General features: G+C 68.6%; 10 protein-coding genes and 2 pseudogenes. 7 read left to right on the top strand and 5 right to left on the bottom strand.

What is annotated here, in order from left to right; genetic code table 11:
* Positions 1 to 75: 75 nt before the first annotated feature.
* Positions 76 to 741: a response regulator gene (locus QLQ12_RS08820; RefSeq protein ID WP_282758521.1), complete on the top strand. Its 666-nt coding sequence runs from the start codon at positions 76 to 78 to the stop codon at positions 739 to 741.
* A 168-nt stretch (positions 742 to 909) separates the two neighbouring features.
* Here the strand turns inward: QLQ12_RS08820 and QLQ12_RS08815 are convergent, their stop codons facing one another.
* Entirely contained in the window at positions 910 to 2,073 is a 1,164-nt protein-coding gene (locus QLQ12_RS08815; RefSeq protein WP_407651445.1) for a monooxygenase, read from the bottom strand.
* Between the two features lie 305 nt (positions 2,074 to 2,378).
* Here QLQ12_RS08815 and QLQ12_RS08810 point away from each other — a divergent pair, with 305 nt between their 5' ends.
* Entirely contained in the window at positions 2,379 to 4,526 is a 2,148-nt protein-coding gene (locus tag QLQ12_RS08810) for an MMPL family transporter (protein WP_282758518.1), read from the top strand.
* Positions 4,527 to 4,697: 171 nt separating this feature from the next.
* On the opposite strand, the gene QLQ12_RS08805 is transcribed toward QLQ12_RS08810, so the two are convergent.
* Both QLQ12_RS08805 and QLQ12_RS08800 read right to left on the bottom strand, forming a co-directional pair.
* The gene (locus tag QLQ12_RS08805) at positions 4,698 to 6,068 is read right to left on the bottom strand and encodes a HAMP domain-containing sensor histidine kinase (RefSeq protein ID WP_282758517.1); all 1,371 of its coding nucleotides are present in this window, start codon (positions 6,066 to 6,068) and stop codon (positions 4,698 to 4,700) included.
* A gap of 68 nt (positions 6,069 to 6,136) precedes the next feature.
* Positions 6,137 to 6,829, bottom strand: coding sequence for a response regulator transcription factor (locus QLQ12_RS08800; protein WP_282758515.1), 693 nt, complete (start codon positions 6,827 to 6,829; stop codon positions 6,137 to 6,139).
* 576 nt (positions 6,830 to 7,405) lie between these two features.
* On the opposite strand from QLQ12_RS08800, the gene QLQ12_RS08795 reads away from it, so the two are divergent.
* The 5 genes and pseudogenes from QLQ12_RS08795 to QLQ12_RS08775 all read left to right on the top strand — a co-directional run bounded on the left by QLQ12_RS08795 (position 7,406) and on the right by QLQ12_RS08775 (position 14,973).
* Positions 7,406 to 10,723 carry an RHS repeat-associated core domain-containing protein gene (locus QLQ12_RS08795; protein WP_282758514.1) on the top strand — a complete coding sequence of 1,106 codons (3,318 nt, stop codon included), beginning with the start codon at positions 7,406 to 7,408 and terminating at the stop codon, positions 10,721 to 10,723.
* A gap of 230 nt (positions 10,724 to 10,953) precedes the next feature.
* Positions 10,954 to 11,202, top strand: a pseudogene (locus tag QLQ12_RS08790) (transposase family protein); the annotation flags it as partial.
* Positions 11,203 to 11,293: 91 nt separating this feature from the next.
* Positions 11,294 to 12,110: pseudogene (locus QLQ12_RS08785) on the top strand (IS5 family transposase).
* A gap of 194 nt (positions 12,111 to 12,304) precedes the next feature.
* Positions 12,305 to 12,910: a hypothetical protein gene (locus QLQ12_RS08780; protein WP_282758513.1), complete on the top strand. Its 606-nt coding sequence runs from the start codon at positions 12,305 to 12,307 to the stop codon at positions 12,908 to 12,910.
* A 758-nt stretch (positions 12,911 to 13,668) separates the two neighbouring features.
* Positions 13,669 to 14,973, top strand: coding sequence for a Fic family protein (locus QLQ12_RS08775; RefSeq protein ID WP_282758511.1), 1,305 nt, complete (start codon positions 13,669 to 13,671; stop codon positions 14,971 to 14,973).
* A 107-nt stretch (positions 14,974 to 15,080) separates the two neighbouring features.
* Here the strand turns inward: QLQ12_RS08775 and QLQ12_RS08770 are convergent, their stop codons facing one another.
* Both QLQ12_RS08770 and QLQ12_RS08765 read right to left on the bottom strand, forming a co-directional pair.
* Positions 15,081 to 15,791 (bottom strand): hypothetical protein, encoded by a 711-nt coding sequence (locus QLQ12_RS08770; protein WP_282758509.1) that lies wholly within the window; start codon positions 15,789 to 15,791, stop codon positions 15,081 to 15,083.
* A 303-nt stretch (positions 15,792 to 16,094) separates the two neighbouring features.
* Entirely contained in the window at positions 16,095 to 16,592 is a 498-nt protein-coding gene (locus tag QLQ12_RS08765) for a hypothetical protein (protein ID WP_282758508.1), read from the bottom strand.
* Positions 16,593 to 16,925 lie beyond the last annotated feature (333 nt).

The raw sequence follows: 16,925 nt of genomic DNA, 5'->3' as shown, positions 1-16,925 counted from the left end.
CGGGGCATAGTCAGCGCCGGCCCCGCATCGGACGGCGGCTGAACCTGTCCACGCGACCCTGAAAGGCAGCCATTCATGATCTCTGTGCTCGTGGCGGACGCCCAGCCGTTGCGGCGCTTCGCGTTTCGCATGCTGCTGGAGAGCGCCCCCGACACCGAGATCGTCGGCGAGGCCGAGAACAGCGCCGCGGCCGTTCGGCGGACCACCGAGCTGCGTCCCGACGTGGTGCTGATGGGCATCCGTATGCCGGGCGTCGACGGGATCGAGGCCACCCGGCGCATAGTCGCTGCCGGTGGGCGTTCGCGGGTCCTAGTGCTGACGACGTTCGACTCGGACCGGTACGCGTTCGCCGCGCTGCGGGCCGGGGCGAGCGGTTTCCTGCTCAAGGACATCCGCCCGGACGAACTTCTCGCCGGCATCCGGGCCGTCGCCGCTGGTGACGCGGTGGTCGCACCGGCACTGACTCGGCGCCTGCTCGACGCGTTCGCCGACCAGCTCGACGATGACCTCTGTGGGCCCATGCGGGAGGATGCCCGGCTGGACTTGCTGACCGACCGCGAGCGCGAGGTCCTCGTCGCCATCGGCCACGGCCTCACGAACGGCGAGATCGCGCAACGGTTCACGCTGTCGGAGTCGACGGTGAAGACCCACGTTGGGCGGGTCCTCGCCAAGATCGGCGCACGGGACCGGATCCAGGCCGTCATCTTCGCCTACAACCTGAGACTCACCCGGCCGGTTTAGCACTTCATCTCGCGCGTCCGTCGAGGGCGCGACCGTAGTTCCGAGCCGCTCCGCTGCCGGTCCGGCTGCAGCCGCCCACGTCACCGCCCGTTCAGTGCGGACGTGTATGAGCTCAGAGCCTCTATCGGCTCGTCGACATCGGTGAGCTCACACACGTTCGACGCTTCCTCAGGACTCGCGGGGGGAGACCGTCATGATGCCCGTGCACATCTCGTCGCTGGTGCCGTCACCCCACACCACATAGCGGGGCGGCAGCTTCTTCAACTGCGGCACCAGCTTGCGCAGCCCCGCGTCGTGCGTACACGTCACCCGCACCGTGTCCCCCGGAACGACCTCCACCGGCGACGGCAACTTGACCAGCCGCTGGTTGTCGAAGTCGAACTGCGGCACGTCCAGCATGACCTTGGCCTTCGGCGTCCCCGGGTTGAGTTCGACCTTGATGGACCGCCCGAGCATGTGCATATGGCCGAAACCGGCGAACAGCGTCATCGGCGCCTCCACCTCGTGGTCGCAGGTCTGGGTGTTACCGGGCTTCGGCTTGCCCCGGCCGCATTCCTCCACCTGATCGTCCGCCATTCCGCCGACCTCCGACCCGAACCGCTTCGTCACGTCCGCGATCGAGGCCGCCCGGTCACAGAGCGGACCCGACTCGTCGGCGGCGCAGGGCAGTTCGGTTGGCGCGTCGACGGACCACGTTTCGAGCTCCCTGGTCTGGGGCGTGCCGTCCGTCAGCCGCAGCCGCACCGCTGAGCGGTCCGACCCGGTCGGCTTTCCGTCGGTCGCGAGCAGGTTGTAGTGAATCTGGAGGACGAGCAGGCCGCCCGGCTCCAGCTTGTAGCCGGCGTCCTGGTCGAGCAGCGTCTCGGTGGCACCCGGTGCCCAGGTGTCCACCCACGCCGCGTCCCCCTCTTCGACCTCGGCGCCGGCCACGCCGGTTCCGCCGAAACACCGCCAGCCGAGACCAGGGGTCTTCGCGTCCTGCTTGCGCACCGCGGCAGCGCCGCCCGGCGGCACCGCATACACGATGGCATGGTGCGCGATGGCGACGTTCTCTGGTGCGAATTGAGTGCCGGTGAGGAACGCCGTCTTGGTCAGGCCCGGATCGATCATCTGGCACCGGTACTCGTCCGAGCCACCGCCCTCCGGCGGCGTGGGCGTGTAGGCCTCGGCCATCGCCAGGTCAAGGAACCGCTCGCCGGCGCGTAGCGGCTGCGGCGGAGCCGACGACGCGCCCGCGTGCGCGCTGTGCGGGCCGGCCGCTGGGGGCGCCGCATGGTTGCCGGCGTCCGACCCGCAGGCGGCGACTGCAGCGAATGCAGTCACCAGCGTCATGCCGCCTATCGCGAACTTCCACCGTGGACTGTCAGGTTTCCTCATAGCCCGAACGCTAGGGCCGATTCCGTCTTGGCTCGTCGTACCGCGGTCGTCATTCTCGGGAGGGAGGCGGCACCGCCGTACTACTCCCGGAGCGCCGTTCGGCACCCGCACGAGAGCCGTGCCGCGTTGCTCATCCGGTCCGACGGCTGTGTCGCCTGGGCCTTGCCAACCGGCCTGAGCCGCGGATTAACGGTCGTCTCAGATTCGCTCGGTACGAATTCGGTCTCAGGCAAGCGATGCAACTCGTCAGGAGGCTATTGATGGCAGTCAACGCAGCGCCGTCCAGGGAAGCGCCGCCCGGTCGGTTGGCGGGCCGGTGGGTGCCGTGGCTGGTGATCGGCTTGTGGCTGGCGCTGGCGGCGGTCATGGTGCCGTTGAGCGGGAAGTTGAGTTCGGTCACCACCGACAGAGCCGTGGACACCCTGCCGGCCGGCGCCGAGTCCACCAAGGTGGCGGTGCTGGAGGACAGTCTCCCCGGCGGTGAGGACAACACGTTCGTCTTCGTGTACCACCGCGCTGACGGCTTCACCGACGCCGACCGTGCGACGGTCGAGCGGCACTACAACACCCTTGCCAAGCGTTACCCGCCGAAGACGGCGGCGGCCGGCGAGGACGACGACGGTCCACCGGCGAGTCTGTCCACCGACGGCAAGGCGATGATGTTCACCCTCGACGTGAGCACAACCTACGGCGCAGCGGAGACCCTCGTCGGCCCGTTGCGCGACGCCGCGAAGGACCGCCCCGCCGGCCTGGAACTCGAGGTGACCGGCCCGGCCGCGGTCGACGGCGACATGGACGCCGTGTTCGACGGCATCGACCTCCAGGTCTTCCTCACCACCGTCATCGTCGTCACGGTCCTGCTCGTCCTCACCTACCGCAGCCCGGTGTTGTGGTTCGTCCCGCTGGTGGTCGTGGGCGTAGCCGCACTGACCGCGATGGCGACCGTCTACCTGCTCGTCAAGGGCTTCGGCATCGTGGTCAACGACCAGAACTCGGCGCTGCTGACGATTCTGGTATTCGGCGTCGGCACCGACTACGCGCTGTTGCTCATCGCTCGGTATCGGGAGACATTGCACCACCACGAGAACGTCCGGGTCGCCATGGTGCACGCGCTACGCGGCGCGGCGCCGGCCATCGTCGCGTCCGCGGCCACCGTGGTTGCGGGCCTGCTCTGCCTGCTCGTCGCGGACCTGAACAGCACCAGCGGCTTGGGCCCTATCGGTGCAGCAGGCATCCTGTGCGCGCTGGCGGCCATGTTGACACTGTTCCCGGCGGTGCTCGTGATGCTCGGCAGGCGGATCTTCTGGCCGGCCATCCCGCGGTTCAGCGCGGCGGTGGAGGAGAAGCCGGGGCTGTGGGGACGGCTTGGTACCACCATCAGCCGCCGCCGGTGGCTGGCGATGCTCGGCTCGTTCGGAATCCTCGGTGTGCTCGCCGTCGGGCTGGTGGGCAACACCGGCGCCCTGCGGGAGCAGGACCAGTTCCTGTCCGCGCCGGAGTCGGTCACCGGCTTCGCCGTTCTGCGCCAGCACTTCCCGGAGCTAGGTGGCCAGCCGATGACGATCTACACGCGGCCGGCGTACCAGGAGCGGGTGCTCGACGTCGTCAAGGGCACTCGCGGTGTGGCCGTGGCCGTCCCGGGTCAGACCAGCGGCGGCTGGACCGACATCTCCGTGTTCCCGACGGACTCGCCGGACACCGCCGCAGAGTACGAGACGATCAAGCGGGTACGCGCCGCCGTGCACGCGGTGAACGGGGCGCAGGCGATCGTCGGCGGGCCGAGTGCGGAGAATTTCGACACCGAGGTGACCACCAGCCGCGATGAGAAGCTGGTGATCCCGCTGGTGCTCGCCGTCGTCCTGATCGTCCTCGGGCTGCTGCTGCGCGCGATCGTGGCCCCGCTGGTCCTGATGGCCACCGTGATTGTCTCGTTCGCCGCAGCCTTCGGCGGCAGCGTGTTCGTCTTCGACACGATCCTCGGGTTCAAGGGTGTCGACTATTCGGTGCCGCTGCTGGCATTCCTGTTCCTGGTGGCGCTCGGCGTCGACTACAACATCTTCCTGGCCAGCCGGGCCCGTGAGGAGACCGTGCGTCTCGGCACCAGGGAGGGCATGCTCAAAGCCCTCTCCGCCACCGGTGGCGTCATCACCTCGGCCGGTCTCGTCCTGGCGGCCACGTTCGCGGTCCTCGTATCGCTTCCGCTGGTGATGCTGATCGAGGTCGGGTTCCTGGTCGCCTTCGGCGTGCTGCTCGACGCCCTGCTGGTGCGGTCGGTCCTGGTGCCCGCCCTCACCCTGCTGATCGGCCGGCGGATCTGGTGGCCGAGCCGGCTGTCCCGTCCGACGGCGGCGTCGCCGGGAGAGCGACACTCGCTGACCGACGACGAGGAGCTCGCGCTGCAACGGTGAGCACGGCGGCACGGACGAGATCCGGGACGGGGACTGCGGGTCCGTCCCGGATCTCGTCCTGGGCCGGCGGTCGCCGCTCTTCGGTCCTGCGCTGCACGCCGGGTTGGAGTCGGCGCACCGTGATGTCCTGCCCGGTGGCGGGCCCTTGTCCTGGGCCGCGGCGCGGGCGGGTCAGCACGCCGCGGTGTCCTCCCCGGTGGCGCGCCGCGCGGTCGCGGCCGCAGTCGGAAGGTCGACCCGAAGCAGCGCGCCACCGCGTGCGGAGCGGGCGACAGCGGCCCGGCCGCCGTGGGCGTGGACGACCCGTTGCACGATCGACAGCCCAAGACCGGATCCCGGCGACGCCCGGTCGCTGTCGGCACGGTAGAACCGGTCGAACACCCGCGGTACGTCGGCGGCGGCGATGCCCGGCCCGGCGTCGTCGACCTCGAGCACCGCCGACGCGCCCTCGGCACGGAGCCGGACCTGGACCGGCTGGTCCGCGGGGGACCACTTGCCGGCGTTGTCGATGAGGTTGAGGACCGCTCGCTGGAGCGCAGCGGGACGCCCGCTCACCCATACGGAGGTCACGTCGAGCGCGACCTCGATGTTGGGCACGCGGGAATGCGCCTGGGCCGCGGCGGCCACCACCACGTCGGCGAGGTCGAGCAGCTCGGTGGTCTCGTCGCTGACGTCACCGCGTGCCAGGTCGGTCAGCTCGGCGGCAAGGGTGCTCAACTCGGCCACCTGGGCGCCGAGATCGTTGAGCAGCCGGGTCCGGCTCTCCGCCGAGAGGGCAGTCTCCAGGGTGCCGCGCCGGTCGAGCCGGACCAGCAACTCGATGTTGAGGCGCAGGCTGGTGAGCGGGGTCTTGAGTTCGTGGGCGGCGTCCTCGGCGAGCAGCCGCTGGGCACGCCTGGAGTCCCGGAGCGCGGCGAGCATGTCGTTGATCGCCTGGATCAGCCGCCGGATCTCCCCACCGCCCTCATCCGGGATGTCGGCGTCGAGATCCTGGGTGTTCGCGACACGTACCGCGGCGGCGGTCAGCCGGTCCACCGGTGCCAACCCGGTCCGCGCCACGGTCCGCCCGACAACGGCGCCGCCGACCACGCAGAACAGCCCGATCAGCAACATGCCCAGCCCGAACCGGTTGATCGGGCTGTCGTCGGCGACGAGGGCCACCTGCACCGCGCCGTCTCCCGCCCGCAGCGTGTAGATGCGGTGGCCGTCTTCGTCGCTATCCTTCGACTCCATCAGGTCGGCTGACGCGCCCTGCGCCACGCGCCCTGCGTGCTCGCTGACCGGGGGCAGCGCGGGTTGGCCGACCGGCGTCCTGGTCGAGCCGTCGGGCAGGATGACCCGCACCAGCCGACCGGATCCCGGATACGGCGGTAGATGGACTTGCGCCAGACCGGCGCGCTCCGCGTTCATCGCCAGGAAGTGGGAGTCGGCGCGTAGCTGATCCTCGGCGGTGTTCCGCAGCTCCCAGTCCAGTAGCTCGCTGGCCACTTGGAAGGCCACGAACACGCTGACCGCGATGGCCGTCGCCGCGATCACCGTCATCCTGGTCCGCAGGGACCGCCGGCGCCACCATCGGGTCAGCCGACGCGGTTCCCCTTGGGCGTGCCTGCTCACGGGGGAGTCTCCCGCACCGTGTATCCCAGGCCGCGCAGCGTGTAGATCAATCGCGGCTCACCCTCGGCCTCCATCTTGCGGCGCAGGTAGCTCACGTATACCTGGAGGTTGTTGGCGGTGGTGCTCATGTCGAAGCCCCAGATCGCCTCGAACAGCGCATCGCGGGTCAAGACCCGGGTCGCGTTGCGCAGGAGAACCTGCAGCAGGGAAAACTCAGTCCGGGTCAGGCGCAGCGGCCGCCCGCCGCGCCACGCCTCGAACCTGTCGGGATCGAGCCGGACATCGGCGAACGACAGGATCTGCGACTCGCCGTCGCCCGGTGTGCGCCGGCGCAGCAGGGCCCGCACCCGGGCCAGCAACTCCTCAGTGGCGAACGGCTTGGGCAGGTAGTCGTCAGCGCCCGCGTCCAGCCCTGTGACCCGGTCGGAGACCCGGTCACGGGCGGTCAGCATCAGCACCGGCACATCACGGCCCGCGGCCCGCAACCGGCGGCAGGTCTCCAACCCGCCGAGGCGGGGCATCATCACATCGAGGATCAGCAGATCCAGCGAGTCACCGCCGGCCCCAGCGACCCCCTCGAGCACGGCGAGACCGTTGGCGACGGTGCTGGTGTCGTAACCCTCGACCTGGAGCACCCGCTCCAGCGACTCACGGATGGCAGCGTCATCATCCGCGATCAGGATCCGCACGCGACCCGCCCCCCTTCCAGTAGAAGCTTTTGCCGCTCATTCTCCCCGGTCAACCTGAAGCCAGGATTAGAGCCGTCGGCTCTGTGATGCCCGCGAGCCTGCTCTTACGGATGCCTGCGCTCCGCTCTGAGCGCCTGCCCCCGGGGGCGAATACCTCGCTGGCGAGGGGTGCAGCGAGATAGTGAATGGACTCCGCTGGGCTGACCGGCTGGCGGCCTTGTGCTCCGGACGTGCTCCCTACTGAGGGACTCCCCGGCTCCGATGGGAGGCCGGTCCTCCCGGCCGGGCGGTCTTCCAGAAACGAGCCGAGACCTTGTGCAACGAGGGGAGCGGCGTAGTTCCCGTCGGCGAGAATGTTTGAGCAACTCAACGGCCGTTCGCGTCAGCTCGTGGGAGCACCGCGACGATGATTTCGGTGTGCCTGAACCGATGATCGACGGAGAGTAGACGGGGTGGTCAAGGCAGCGCCGCACCGCGCCGAACAATGTCCAGCGGCGCCGGGCAACTGCGTCTATCCAGGACCGAATCTCCGACGAGGCCCTCGAGTCCTGGGAGTACCTGGACGGCTTTGGCCGCGTGGTGCAGCAGCGCGCCTCCGCCGACGAACTCGCGTTCGACGACATCGGACTCGCATCGGACAGGTCCGCGGTCGGCGGCCGAGACCCGCACCGGGTCGTCGTCAGCGGCTGGCAGGTCTACGACGCCAAAGGCCGGGTGGTCGAGAAGTACGAACCGTTCGTGTCGACGGGTGGCGCGTACGAGGAGAGCACCGGCCCGCCCGGACTGAGATCGGTGCGGATCACCTACGACCCCGTCAACCGGCCGGTCCGGCTGCTCAACCCTGACGGCTCACAGCGCCGGACGGTATTCGGCGTGCCCGACGACCTCACCGACCCCGACAACTACGAGCCGACGCCGTGGGCCGTCACCGGCTACGACGAGAACGACCTCGCGCCACTGAGCGTCGACGCGAGCGGCGCGTCTCTCGCCGCCCGCGTTCGGGTCGGACTGCACTTCACGCCCACCACAACCGTCCAGGACGCGCTCGGCCGGACAGTCTGCACTATCGCCCGCGACGCCACGACGGAGATCACCCGCGCCTCTTGCGACCTGCGCGGCAATCTACTGGCGATCACCGATCAGCTGGGACGCACCGCCTTGAGCCGCGCGTACGACTTGTTCGACCGGCCGCTACGCACGGATGCCCTGGACGCAGGCCGGCGCATTTCGGTACTCGACGCGGCCGGAAACCTCTGCCACACGCGGGATGCGCGCGGGGCGCAGACCCTGCGGACCTATGACGCGCTCAACCGCCCGGTTGAGGTGTTCGCCCGCGACCGGGCCGACGGGCCGATGACGCTGCGCGAACGCCGCGCCTACGGCGAGGAGGATCCGGACAGGGCTGCCGCGCGCGCCGACGGGCGTCTCGGCAGGCTGTGGATCCACCTCGACGAGGCCGGCCGGATCACGGCCGGAAGGTACGACCTCACCGGCGCCGTGACCGAGGAGGTCCGGGAGGTCGTCAGCGACAACACGCTTGCGGCCGTCGACGGGGACTGGATCGCCGACTGGTCCACGATTCACCCGGCCACCGTGCTCGACCCACTGGCCGAGCACGTCACGACCCTGCACGACGCACTGGGCCGGGCCGTCGAGATCACCACCCCGATCGACACTGACGGGCACCGGGCGCGGCTGCGCGCGACCTACGGCCGCTCCGGCGCGCTGGTATCGGTGCGCCGGGACACGGTCGATGATGTACGCCTTCTCGCGCGCAACGCCCGCGGCCAGCGCGTTCTTCGCGTGCTCGGCAACGGGATGATGACCCGGTACGCCTACGACCCGGACACGTTTCGGCTGGTTCGGATGCGGACCGAACGTGCCATCGCCGCCGGCGATACGTGGACCGGATCAGGCGCCGCGGTGCAGGACTTGACCTACACCTACGACCTGGCCGGGAACGTAGCCACGATCGAGGATCGGACCCCGGGCTGCGGTGTCGCCAACACCGCCGACGGCCGCGACCGGCTGATCCGCAGATTCCACTACGACGGTTTCGGGCGCCTGGCCGCCGCGACCGGCCGCGAGTGCGCGACCATCGACTGTGGCACCTACGAGGCCCCGTACGCCCGTCCGCCGAATGCGCCGAACCAGGGCAATGCACCCGACCTCACCACCGGGTACCGGGAGGAGTACATCTACGACGCGGCGGGAAATCTCATCGATCTGCGCCACGTGCCGACGACCGGTGCGGCCTGGCGCCGCCGGTACGGCTGCGGCGGCGCCCAGCCCGGTCAGCAAGCAGGCGCGGCCGGCAACCGGCTCACCAGCGTGCTGACCGGCTCGACGACCATGCCCGTCGGCTACGACGAGACGGGAAACCTCGTCAGCGAGGGTGAGTCTCGCGCATACGAGTGGGACCACGCCGGCCGCTTGGTTGCCTTCCGTATCTTCGCCGGAGCAGGGACGTCGGTTTCGGCGCGCTACCTGTACGGTGCGGACGGCGAACGGGTGAAGAAGTGGGTCCGCCGCGGCGGTGACGAGAGCACCGTCTACATCGGCACCGTGTTCGAACGCCACCAGTGGTCCGGCATGCGAAACACGCTGCTGCACGTCATGGACGACGCCAGCCAGGTCGCCACGGTCCGTGCCGGACCGGCGTACCCCCACGAAGCGGGCCCACCAGTGCGCTACGAGTTCGGCGACCACCTGGGCAGCGCCGTAGTGACTACCGACGAGACTGGCGAGTGGGTCAATCGCGAGGAGTACTCGCCGTTTGGCGAGACGACGTTCGGCGGATTCAAATTCAAGCGGTATCGGTTCACCGGCCAAGAGCGGGACGAGGAGAGCGGCCTCGGCCACCACGGCGCCCGCTACTACGCCCCTGCCTCCGGACGCTGGATCAGCTGTGACCCAGCCGGCGCGGTCGACGGGGTGAACCTGTACACGTACGCGGGGAACAACCCTGTTCGGCACACCGACCGGACTGGGCTGTCCAAGGACACGGCAGCGCCCGCGGGTGAGGTGTGCGAGGGCCCGGACATTTACACCGATGCCGGCGGAGGCGTGCACATCATCATTCACGGCTCGGGCGAGTTCCATCCCGGCAAGAAGAGCGAGGCGGCCCCTCCAGTCGAGGATCAAGGAGTGCTCCGCCCCACCGGGCAGTCCGCGGTCACGTGGTGGGACTCAAACCAGCGTGGTGGTTACGTCGCCGAGAACCGTGCCGCCTCGCAGGCCGCGCAGAAGGGAATCGAGGCCGCAACGAAGGCCGGCAACGCGGTTGAGGCGTGGGAGGCAGCTAAGACCGTGTCGAAGCTGCGGGACGTCCGGCGCTTCGCCACTCAGCAACGCCTGTCGCCCGGGGGCCGGGCGCTGTCGGAGTTGCTCGAGAAGTCGCCCGACTTCGTCGAACGAGCCGCCGAATACTCGACACGCCTGCCCCGCGTCGAGGGCGGCACCAAGAGCAGCACTCGCTCCGCCTACGAGATCGCCCGCCGGGTGGCTGTGGCCGCGGGCGAAAGCCGCGGCGTGATCAAGACGATCGCTAAGGTCGGGCGGTTCGTGGGGCCCATTGGCGTTGCCGTCGGCGGCGGCCTCGGTGTCCGGGAAGTCCTCAACGCTCCGGAGGGCCAGCGCGGGCGAGTGGCGGCCCGCGAGGCCGGTAGCTTCATCGGCGGGACGGTGGGTGCCTCGGTGGGAATGTCGTTCGGCGTCGCAGTTGCTGCCTTCGGGCTCGGCGTCGTGGCCGGGGTCGGCGTCGTGGTCGCGGCGCCGGTGGCCCTTGCCGTAACACTAGTCTTCGCCGTTGGATCCGCGATCGCGATCGGCGCCTGGTTCTCCTATCGCGGCGGACAGTTCGGCACCCGAACCTACGACGCTCTGGCGCGGTAGGGGACGAGGTCGGCCATGCCGTTCTGCGCCGGGTCCGCCCGGATTGGCCTGCGTCGAGGTGCTCGACCGCGGCGACGGGATGATCCTCTTGGTGCCGCCGCCGGACTCCATTGAGCGTTTTCCAACTGGGTTCGCGCAGCTGAAGGCGCTTCCCGAGTGGGTTGCGGGTGAGGTGAGGCTCCCGGTAAGACGAGCAATCGACCCCAGATGATGCCCTTCCGGGAGCCTCGTTGTTGTCTTACCCCCGCCACGATCCCAACCGATCGTTGAACCACCTTGCCGACCTGATCCGCGCCCATCGTCAGCAGCGACGATCGCACTGGCGTCGCCTCGACCCCGCCCGCCAGGCACTGCTCGCCCCGACCCCCCTGCGCAACGACGACACGTTCACCCGCCTGGCCGCCAGCTTCCAGGTAGGCGTGGCCACCGCTTGGCGCTACGTCCGTGACCCGATCACCCTGCTCGCCGCGACCGCCGAGGCCTGTCGGCAGCCATAAAAGTTCCTAACACGATCTGCTGAATCGATGCTGATCAGCGCTACGAGGTGAAGATCAGTCTCGTTCCCTGGTCGTGAGCAAGCCGTGGACCATCGACGACGCGTTGTGGGAGTTGATCGAGCCGGTCCTGCCCCCGTGGCCGGAGAAGGCGCCGGGACCCAAGCCGATCCCGGACCGGCTCTGCCTGCAGGGCATCCTGTACGTGCTGTACACCGGCATCGGCTGGGAAGACCTGCCGCAGGAAATCGGCTTCGGCTCGGGCATGACCTGCTGGCGGCGCCTGGAACGCTGGACCGAGGCGAGAGTCTTCGACCAGGTGCATCAGATCCTGCTGGCCAGGTTGAACGCGGCGAACCGGATCGACTGGTCGAGGGCGGCGATGGACGGTAGTCACATCGACGCGAAAAAGGGGGTGCCGGGACAGGCCCGTCGCCGGTCAACCGCGCCAAACCCGGGTCGAAACATCACAGATCTGCGACGGTAACGGCACCCCGATCTACGTGCTGACCAGCGGTGCGAACGTGCCCGACATCAGCCGTGCCCTCGACCTGCTCGACTGCTTCCCGCCGATCGCCGGCCGGCCGGGCCGGCCCCGGCGCCGCTTTGACACACTGCTGGCCGACAAGGGATACAGCAGCCAAGCCTTCCGCCAGGCCTGCCGCGAACGCGGCACCGAACCGATCATTCCCAAGCCCAAGACGCCGGGCATCAAGGGCCTGGGCAAGCTGCGCTACGTCGTCGAACAGACCTTCGCCCTGCTCCACCAGTTCCGCCGCCTCGCCGTGCGCTGGGAACGCCGTCTCGATATCCACGACGGCTTCGTCAGCCTCGCCTGCGTCCTGATCTGTTGGCGCAGATTGATCAACTGGACCGAACCGAGATCGTGTTAGGAGCAGTTACTCGCGGTGCTGGGTCGGTGGGGCAGCAGCCAAGAATCGCGTTCGTGAACCAGCCAGGGGCTATCGTCCGCGCCGGCCTGACTCTCTACGCCGTACACCGCGAGCTGCAACACCTGCTCGTCGTCATGGCCGACGCGTGTCAGGTCTGGAATGGTTAGGACAGCTCGACGAGGCGACCGCCGACCTTGCCCCAGCGTTTTCGCCGTGGTGATCCTCGTGGCTGCAGGGGGCTTGGGTACATAGACCATCGCCTGGCTGAACGGAAGCTCTCCCGCAATGCGGTCATCAGCGAGGCTCTCGAAGCATTGCTTCTCAGCGCCAACGCCAATGTTCCGCAGACCAGGCGGAGCAGGACACGCAAACAGCTGCTGGCCGCCACGTCGATGGCGCTGGCTCGACGGCTCGACATGTACGCGACGTGGGGTTTCCCGTTCGACTGCAGCGGCCTGAACGAGAAGACTCAGCGTCACCTGCATCAGGTCGCCGCGACGGTACGGCAGGCGACGACGGGCTCGCACAGCCGTGACGACCAGGACACCATCGAGCAGAGCGCCCGTATCGTCGCGCAGATCCTTGCCGGCATGGATCAAGAACGCCCGGGAGCCTTGCTACCGGACGAGCTACTCAGCGAAGTCACCGGGGACCTGCAGCCTCGACCGATGCCCACCTCACGCGTAATCGCGATTTATGGGGCCACCACCGTGACGATCGGTTTCGCAGCATGGATCCTGGAACGGCTGGGAGCCGCTACAGCCGTGCCGGTCGTCGCCGGCTTGTTGCCACCCTTTTAGGGAACTGACCATAGCGAAGAAGACATCCCCGACCCGGCGGCGAACGGTCCCGCCCCTCGTCAAGACGTACCCCGGCCCGCACACGGCCATCGTCATGTGACCGGTGACCCGCACGGCGCCTGCTCCGGGGCACCGTGCGGACGTCGCCCCGGGCCGACGAACAAACATTGAGCCAAGGACTCCACGGAGGTGAAGGCCCCGCAGTGGGGGAGCCTCGCGCCCGCACGGTGCCCGAGCCGCCCTTCGAGCGCATTCCAGCAGGCCATGGCCTTGGCCTTGCAGCGCATGGACCGTCTGGTGCCGTTCGCGGGTGCGATCGTCCAGCGGCTGGTCGGGTTGCGGCATCCGGGGAAGGGCGTTCCGGTGGCGTGGATCATCGCGGGCCGAAACGCCCTTCGGTGTCGACAACGGCGCACGCGCCGCCCCCGGGCGGGTGGGTCACGGCCTAGCAACACCCCCGCCCTTAAGGCCAATATTTTGTAGTTGCCTATCATTTGCAATAAGTCATACTGGGCGAGGCAGAAGTCGATCGGACACGCCATCGATCTCCACGAACACGCCGAAGGGCTGTCGGCCGATGACCTGAATTGCTGGGTCGATATCAGGTCGCCTGCCTTGGGGGCACCGTGGCAGGATGGCCGGCGATGACGATCGAGGCACCCGACCCGCGGCTGCGGATTGACGCCCTCACCTGGGCGGACGTCGACCCGGATCGACATCCGTTCGATCCGGACACCGTGCTTGATGTGGTGCGAGCGGTGGCTCCGGCGGGCGGTGTGCCCGAGCCATACCGGAACGACCCGGTCCGCGGCTTCGACAACGCCGCCGAACTGGCACGCTGGAACTGGCAGCGGAAGATGACTGTCGCCCTCGTCGAACGCTATGGCTCCTGGGCCAGCGGCTGGCTCGCCGAGATAGCAGGCCATACGGCTGACGGCGCGCTGGTGCTGCGGTGGGCCGGTGCGCGGGACTCGATCACAACGCCGGAGGAGACGCTCGGCGCCGTCGCCGGGGCGCTGCTGGACTGGCGGATGTTCCTCGAGGACCTGGCCGAGATCTTCACCCGATACCTACCGCTACCCGCCGACCCCCGTGTGGCAGCCGTCGCCTGGGAGGCCACAGTTGCCTCCCTGGTCGCAACGGTGGCGGCGCGATCCGGCGCGGACGAGCACTGGTACCCCGTCTGCACCTTGGCCCTGAAGTGGTTCCTCGCCGTCGCCGAGGTGCCGGGCGAGGACCACGACGCGATCATCGACGAGGCGATCGGTGGGCGGTTCTGGAGCTCCGTGTCACCGCTGGGTGCCGAGGTGGCCGACGCTGCGGAGTCAGTAGCGGCGAGGCTGACCGGCATCACGTCGCCGCCGGACGACACGTGGCCCGACACCTGGCCGCAGGACTGGCCGAAGTGGCGCAGCACCGAGCTACCCGCCGCCGCCCGGGCGCCGCGGATTCAGCCACCACCGGTTCCCGACGCCCTCGCGATCTGGCGGCAGGTGCGGCAGATGGCCCGGTGGGAGCGCGCCGCCGAACACGCCTCCGGACCGGCGCGCACCGCACGCGACGGCGTCGCCGAGCACCTCGCGAGACGAAAATACGGCGCCGAGCGCGTCCTTGCCGCGTTGGACCTCGTGCGCGTGGATGCGGCCGAGGGCGGCGCCCTCACGTTCGCGCGCCTTGAAGCTTGGCAACAGAGGGTACTTGCGGTGGCCACTGCACCGTTCCGTACGACCTCCGCCTGGGCAAGGGCCGGCCTGGAGCGCTACCCGTACTGCGATGAGCTGCCGAAGGCGTTTGAGGCATGTCTCGCCGAAGCCACCGACCCGGCCATACCGCTGCCGTCGCGGGCCGCGCGGGTGTACCTCGATGTGCTGCACTTCCACCCGTTCGCCGATGGCAATGCGCGATCGGCGGCGCTTGCGCTGTACTTCGTCCTTGCGCGCGAAGCAGTGGTGCTCGACCGGGCGGCACCACTGCTGATGACCCGCTGGCCTGCGTCCGACCCACGCGCCGCCGAAGGGCTGGCTAGATTCGTCGCCCTGCTCATCAAGCAGACTCGCGGATGACAATCCCGACGGGGCGCGCTGCCGGGGCCGCGTTGAAGCTGCACGGCTTACCGAACCCCTCAAGGAAACTCGTCCGGGACTGCCGTGCGCCACAACAATGCGGCGCCTCAGATATGGCACCAGACGCGGGCGATTACACCCTCGTCCGGCAGCGAATCGAGGTAATCGGCCATCTCCAGGATATGGGTGTCCCATCCTCGATCATCGGTGTACTGGGTGAGCCATCGCCCGTCCAACGTCAGGTAGGCATGCGTCGCGATGGCCTCGGCAGCCGCGCGGGCAAGGAAACGGTCGCGGCCGCCGGCGAAGACCGCGACGGGATCCGCGTTCAGGAGCGAGAAGTTGAAGTACGGGTGTTCCTGAGTGGCCGCGGCCTGCGCGACTTCCTGGACGGCCGGCTGGAGGATCCAATCTCGTTGGGCTTTCCCAGGATCGTCGTGGAGCTCCTCGAAGTGCCCGCGCGGCAACGTTCCGGGATAAGCACTGACGACCTTGGCCCACGCATCCCAGGCGCCTGCCGCGTGGCCCCGGGAAGACTGACGAAGCGCGTCGAAATCGACTATCCCTTTGGGGGCGGCAACCACGACCTCGTCCTGAACGCCATCGCCGACGCGTAGGGCGCGTGCGTCGTCGATGTGCTCGGGTCGCAGCGGCAGCGTGTTTCGTTGCGGCAGCTGCCATCGGTCCCATGCCTCGTCCGGGTCGAACGGCTCGCGGAGATAGTCGTTGTAGTCGAACGGGGCGAGTGCCGCCGTCAGCGCCGGAACGACGAGTTCCTGGCTGGTGGGAGCGAGAAACACCGTCATGTAAAACTTCACGCCGCATCATAGCGGCGCCGATCTTGCAAACTTAATCAATAGTTCCGGACGAACTGATCCGCTGGCCCTTCCTGCCTCAGGTCCGCCTTGTAACCGCACGCCCACATGGCCGTTGTCCGCCTCTCCCCGCAACCAGCGCCGAATGGGGATCAATGTGTCCCTCGCCTTCGGTGGCCACCGGACCTTGCTGGGAGGCGATCTACTCATTTGCCGCCGTCCGTGCGGGCCGGCCGCCGAGCCGTCGTCACGCTCCGTACCGGCGGGACGGTGATGGCGTGCGCGGATCTGCCGACGAGAGTGCGTTCAGGCATGTAAGAAGGATGGTTTCGGCAATGACTGTGGTGACGGCGGCACGGCGGCGGCTACGCCAAAGGAGAGAAAACCGAGCACGGCGTAGACCCAGAGCTGACCGCCAACGCTGCCGCCGATTCCCGCGATAATGAACAGGCCGATGCCGGTGAGGCCCCAGGCGCCGAGATTGGCCAGCCATACCGGGCGGACAGCGAGCATCCGTAGGCCCACCCAGCCGGCCAGGGGTACGACCGCCACGTAGGCAGCCAGGCCGTTGATCTGCACACCAGTGAGCTCCGGTGCCGAGTGCGGCGGGGTCGCTCGCAGCTCTTGCTGGTACTGCGAAATGATCGGCCAGGCCAGGACGAGTGCCACCAAGGTACCTAGTACGGCGCCTTTTACAGCTCGGTTGAGCATGCCCGGTGCGGGATTCCGGCCGGCGCGGCGAATAGAGACCCCCACGAAGGTGAGCGCCGCGCAGAAGGGCACAACGAACGTCGTAACATCCACTGGCGCAGGGTAATTGTCGTCCTCAAGTCGCGCTAGTGCCGACGGGTTTACGGGCCGCCGCCCTGACTGTGCACGACCACAACCCACGTTATTCCCTTATCGTCTGCTACGCCGGCCGACCTCTCCTGCCGCAGAGAACGCGCGGTTGGGGCCGTCGCTGCCCGCGCTCCAGCACGCACCGTAGCCACCCTTGATGACACGGCGCCCTTACCTGCATGAGTGTTGGTCGTCCAGCGTAATTTTTGTAGCTGTTGGAGTTGTTCTGGCAGTAGTGGATCGGCTCGCGGCGTAAACGCTGAGCGAGCGTGGTTGGTGGGGCTTCGGATTGTCCTG

The organism is Actinoplanes sandaracinus, assembly GCF_030009775.1.
GTDB classification, from domain to species: Bacteria; Actinomycetota; Actinomycetes; order Mycobacteriales; family Micromonosporaceae; genus Actinoplanes; species Actinoplanes sandaracinus.
This window is presented reverse-complemented; position numbering and strand designations above follow the sequence as displayed.

Bases quoted from the DNA above. Each gene is read 5' to 3' on its own strand.
- QLQ12_RS08820 (WP_282758521.1), top strand. From the start codon at position 76: ATGATCTCTGTGCTCGTGGCGGACGCCCAGCCGTTGCGGCGCTTCGCG.
- QLQ12_RS08815 (WP_407651445.1), bottom strand. From the start codon at position 2,073: ATGACGCTGGTGACTGCATTCGCTGCAGTCGCCGCCTGCGGGTCGGAC.
- QLQ12_RS08810 (WP_282758518.1), top strand. From the start codon at position 2,379: ATGGCAGTCAACGCAGCGCCGTCCAGGGAAGCGCCGCCCGGTCGGTTG.
- QLQ12_RS08805 (WP_282758517.1), bottom strand. From the start codon at position 6,068: ATGACGGTGATCGCGGCGACGGCCATCGCGGTCAGCGTGTTCGTGGCC.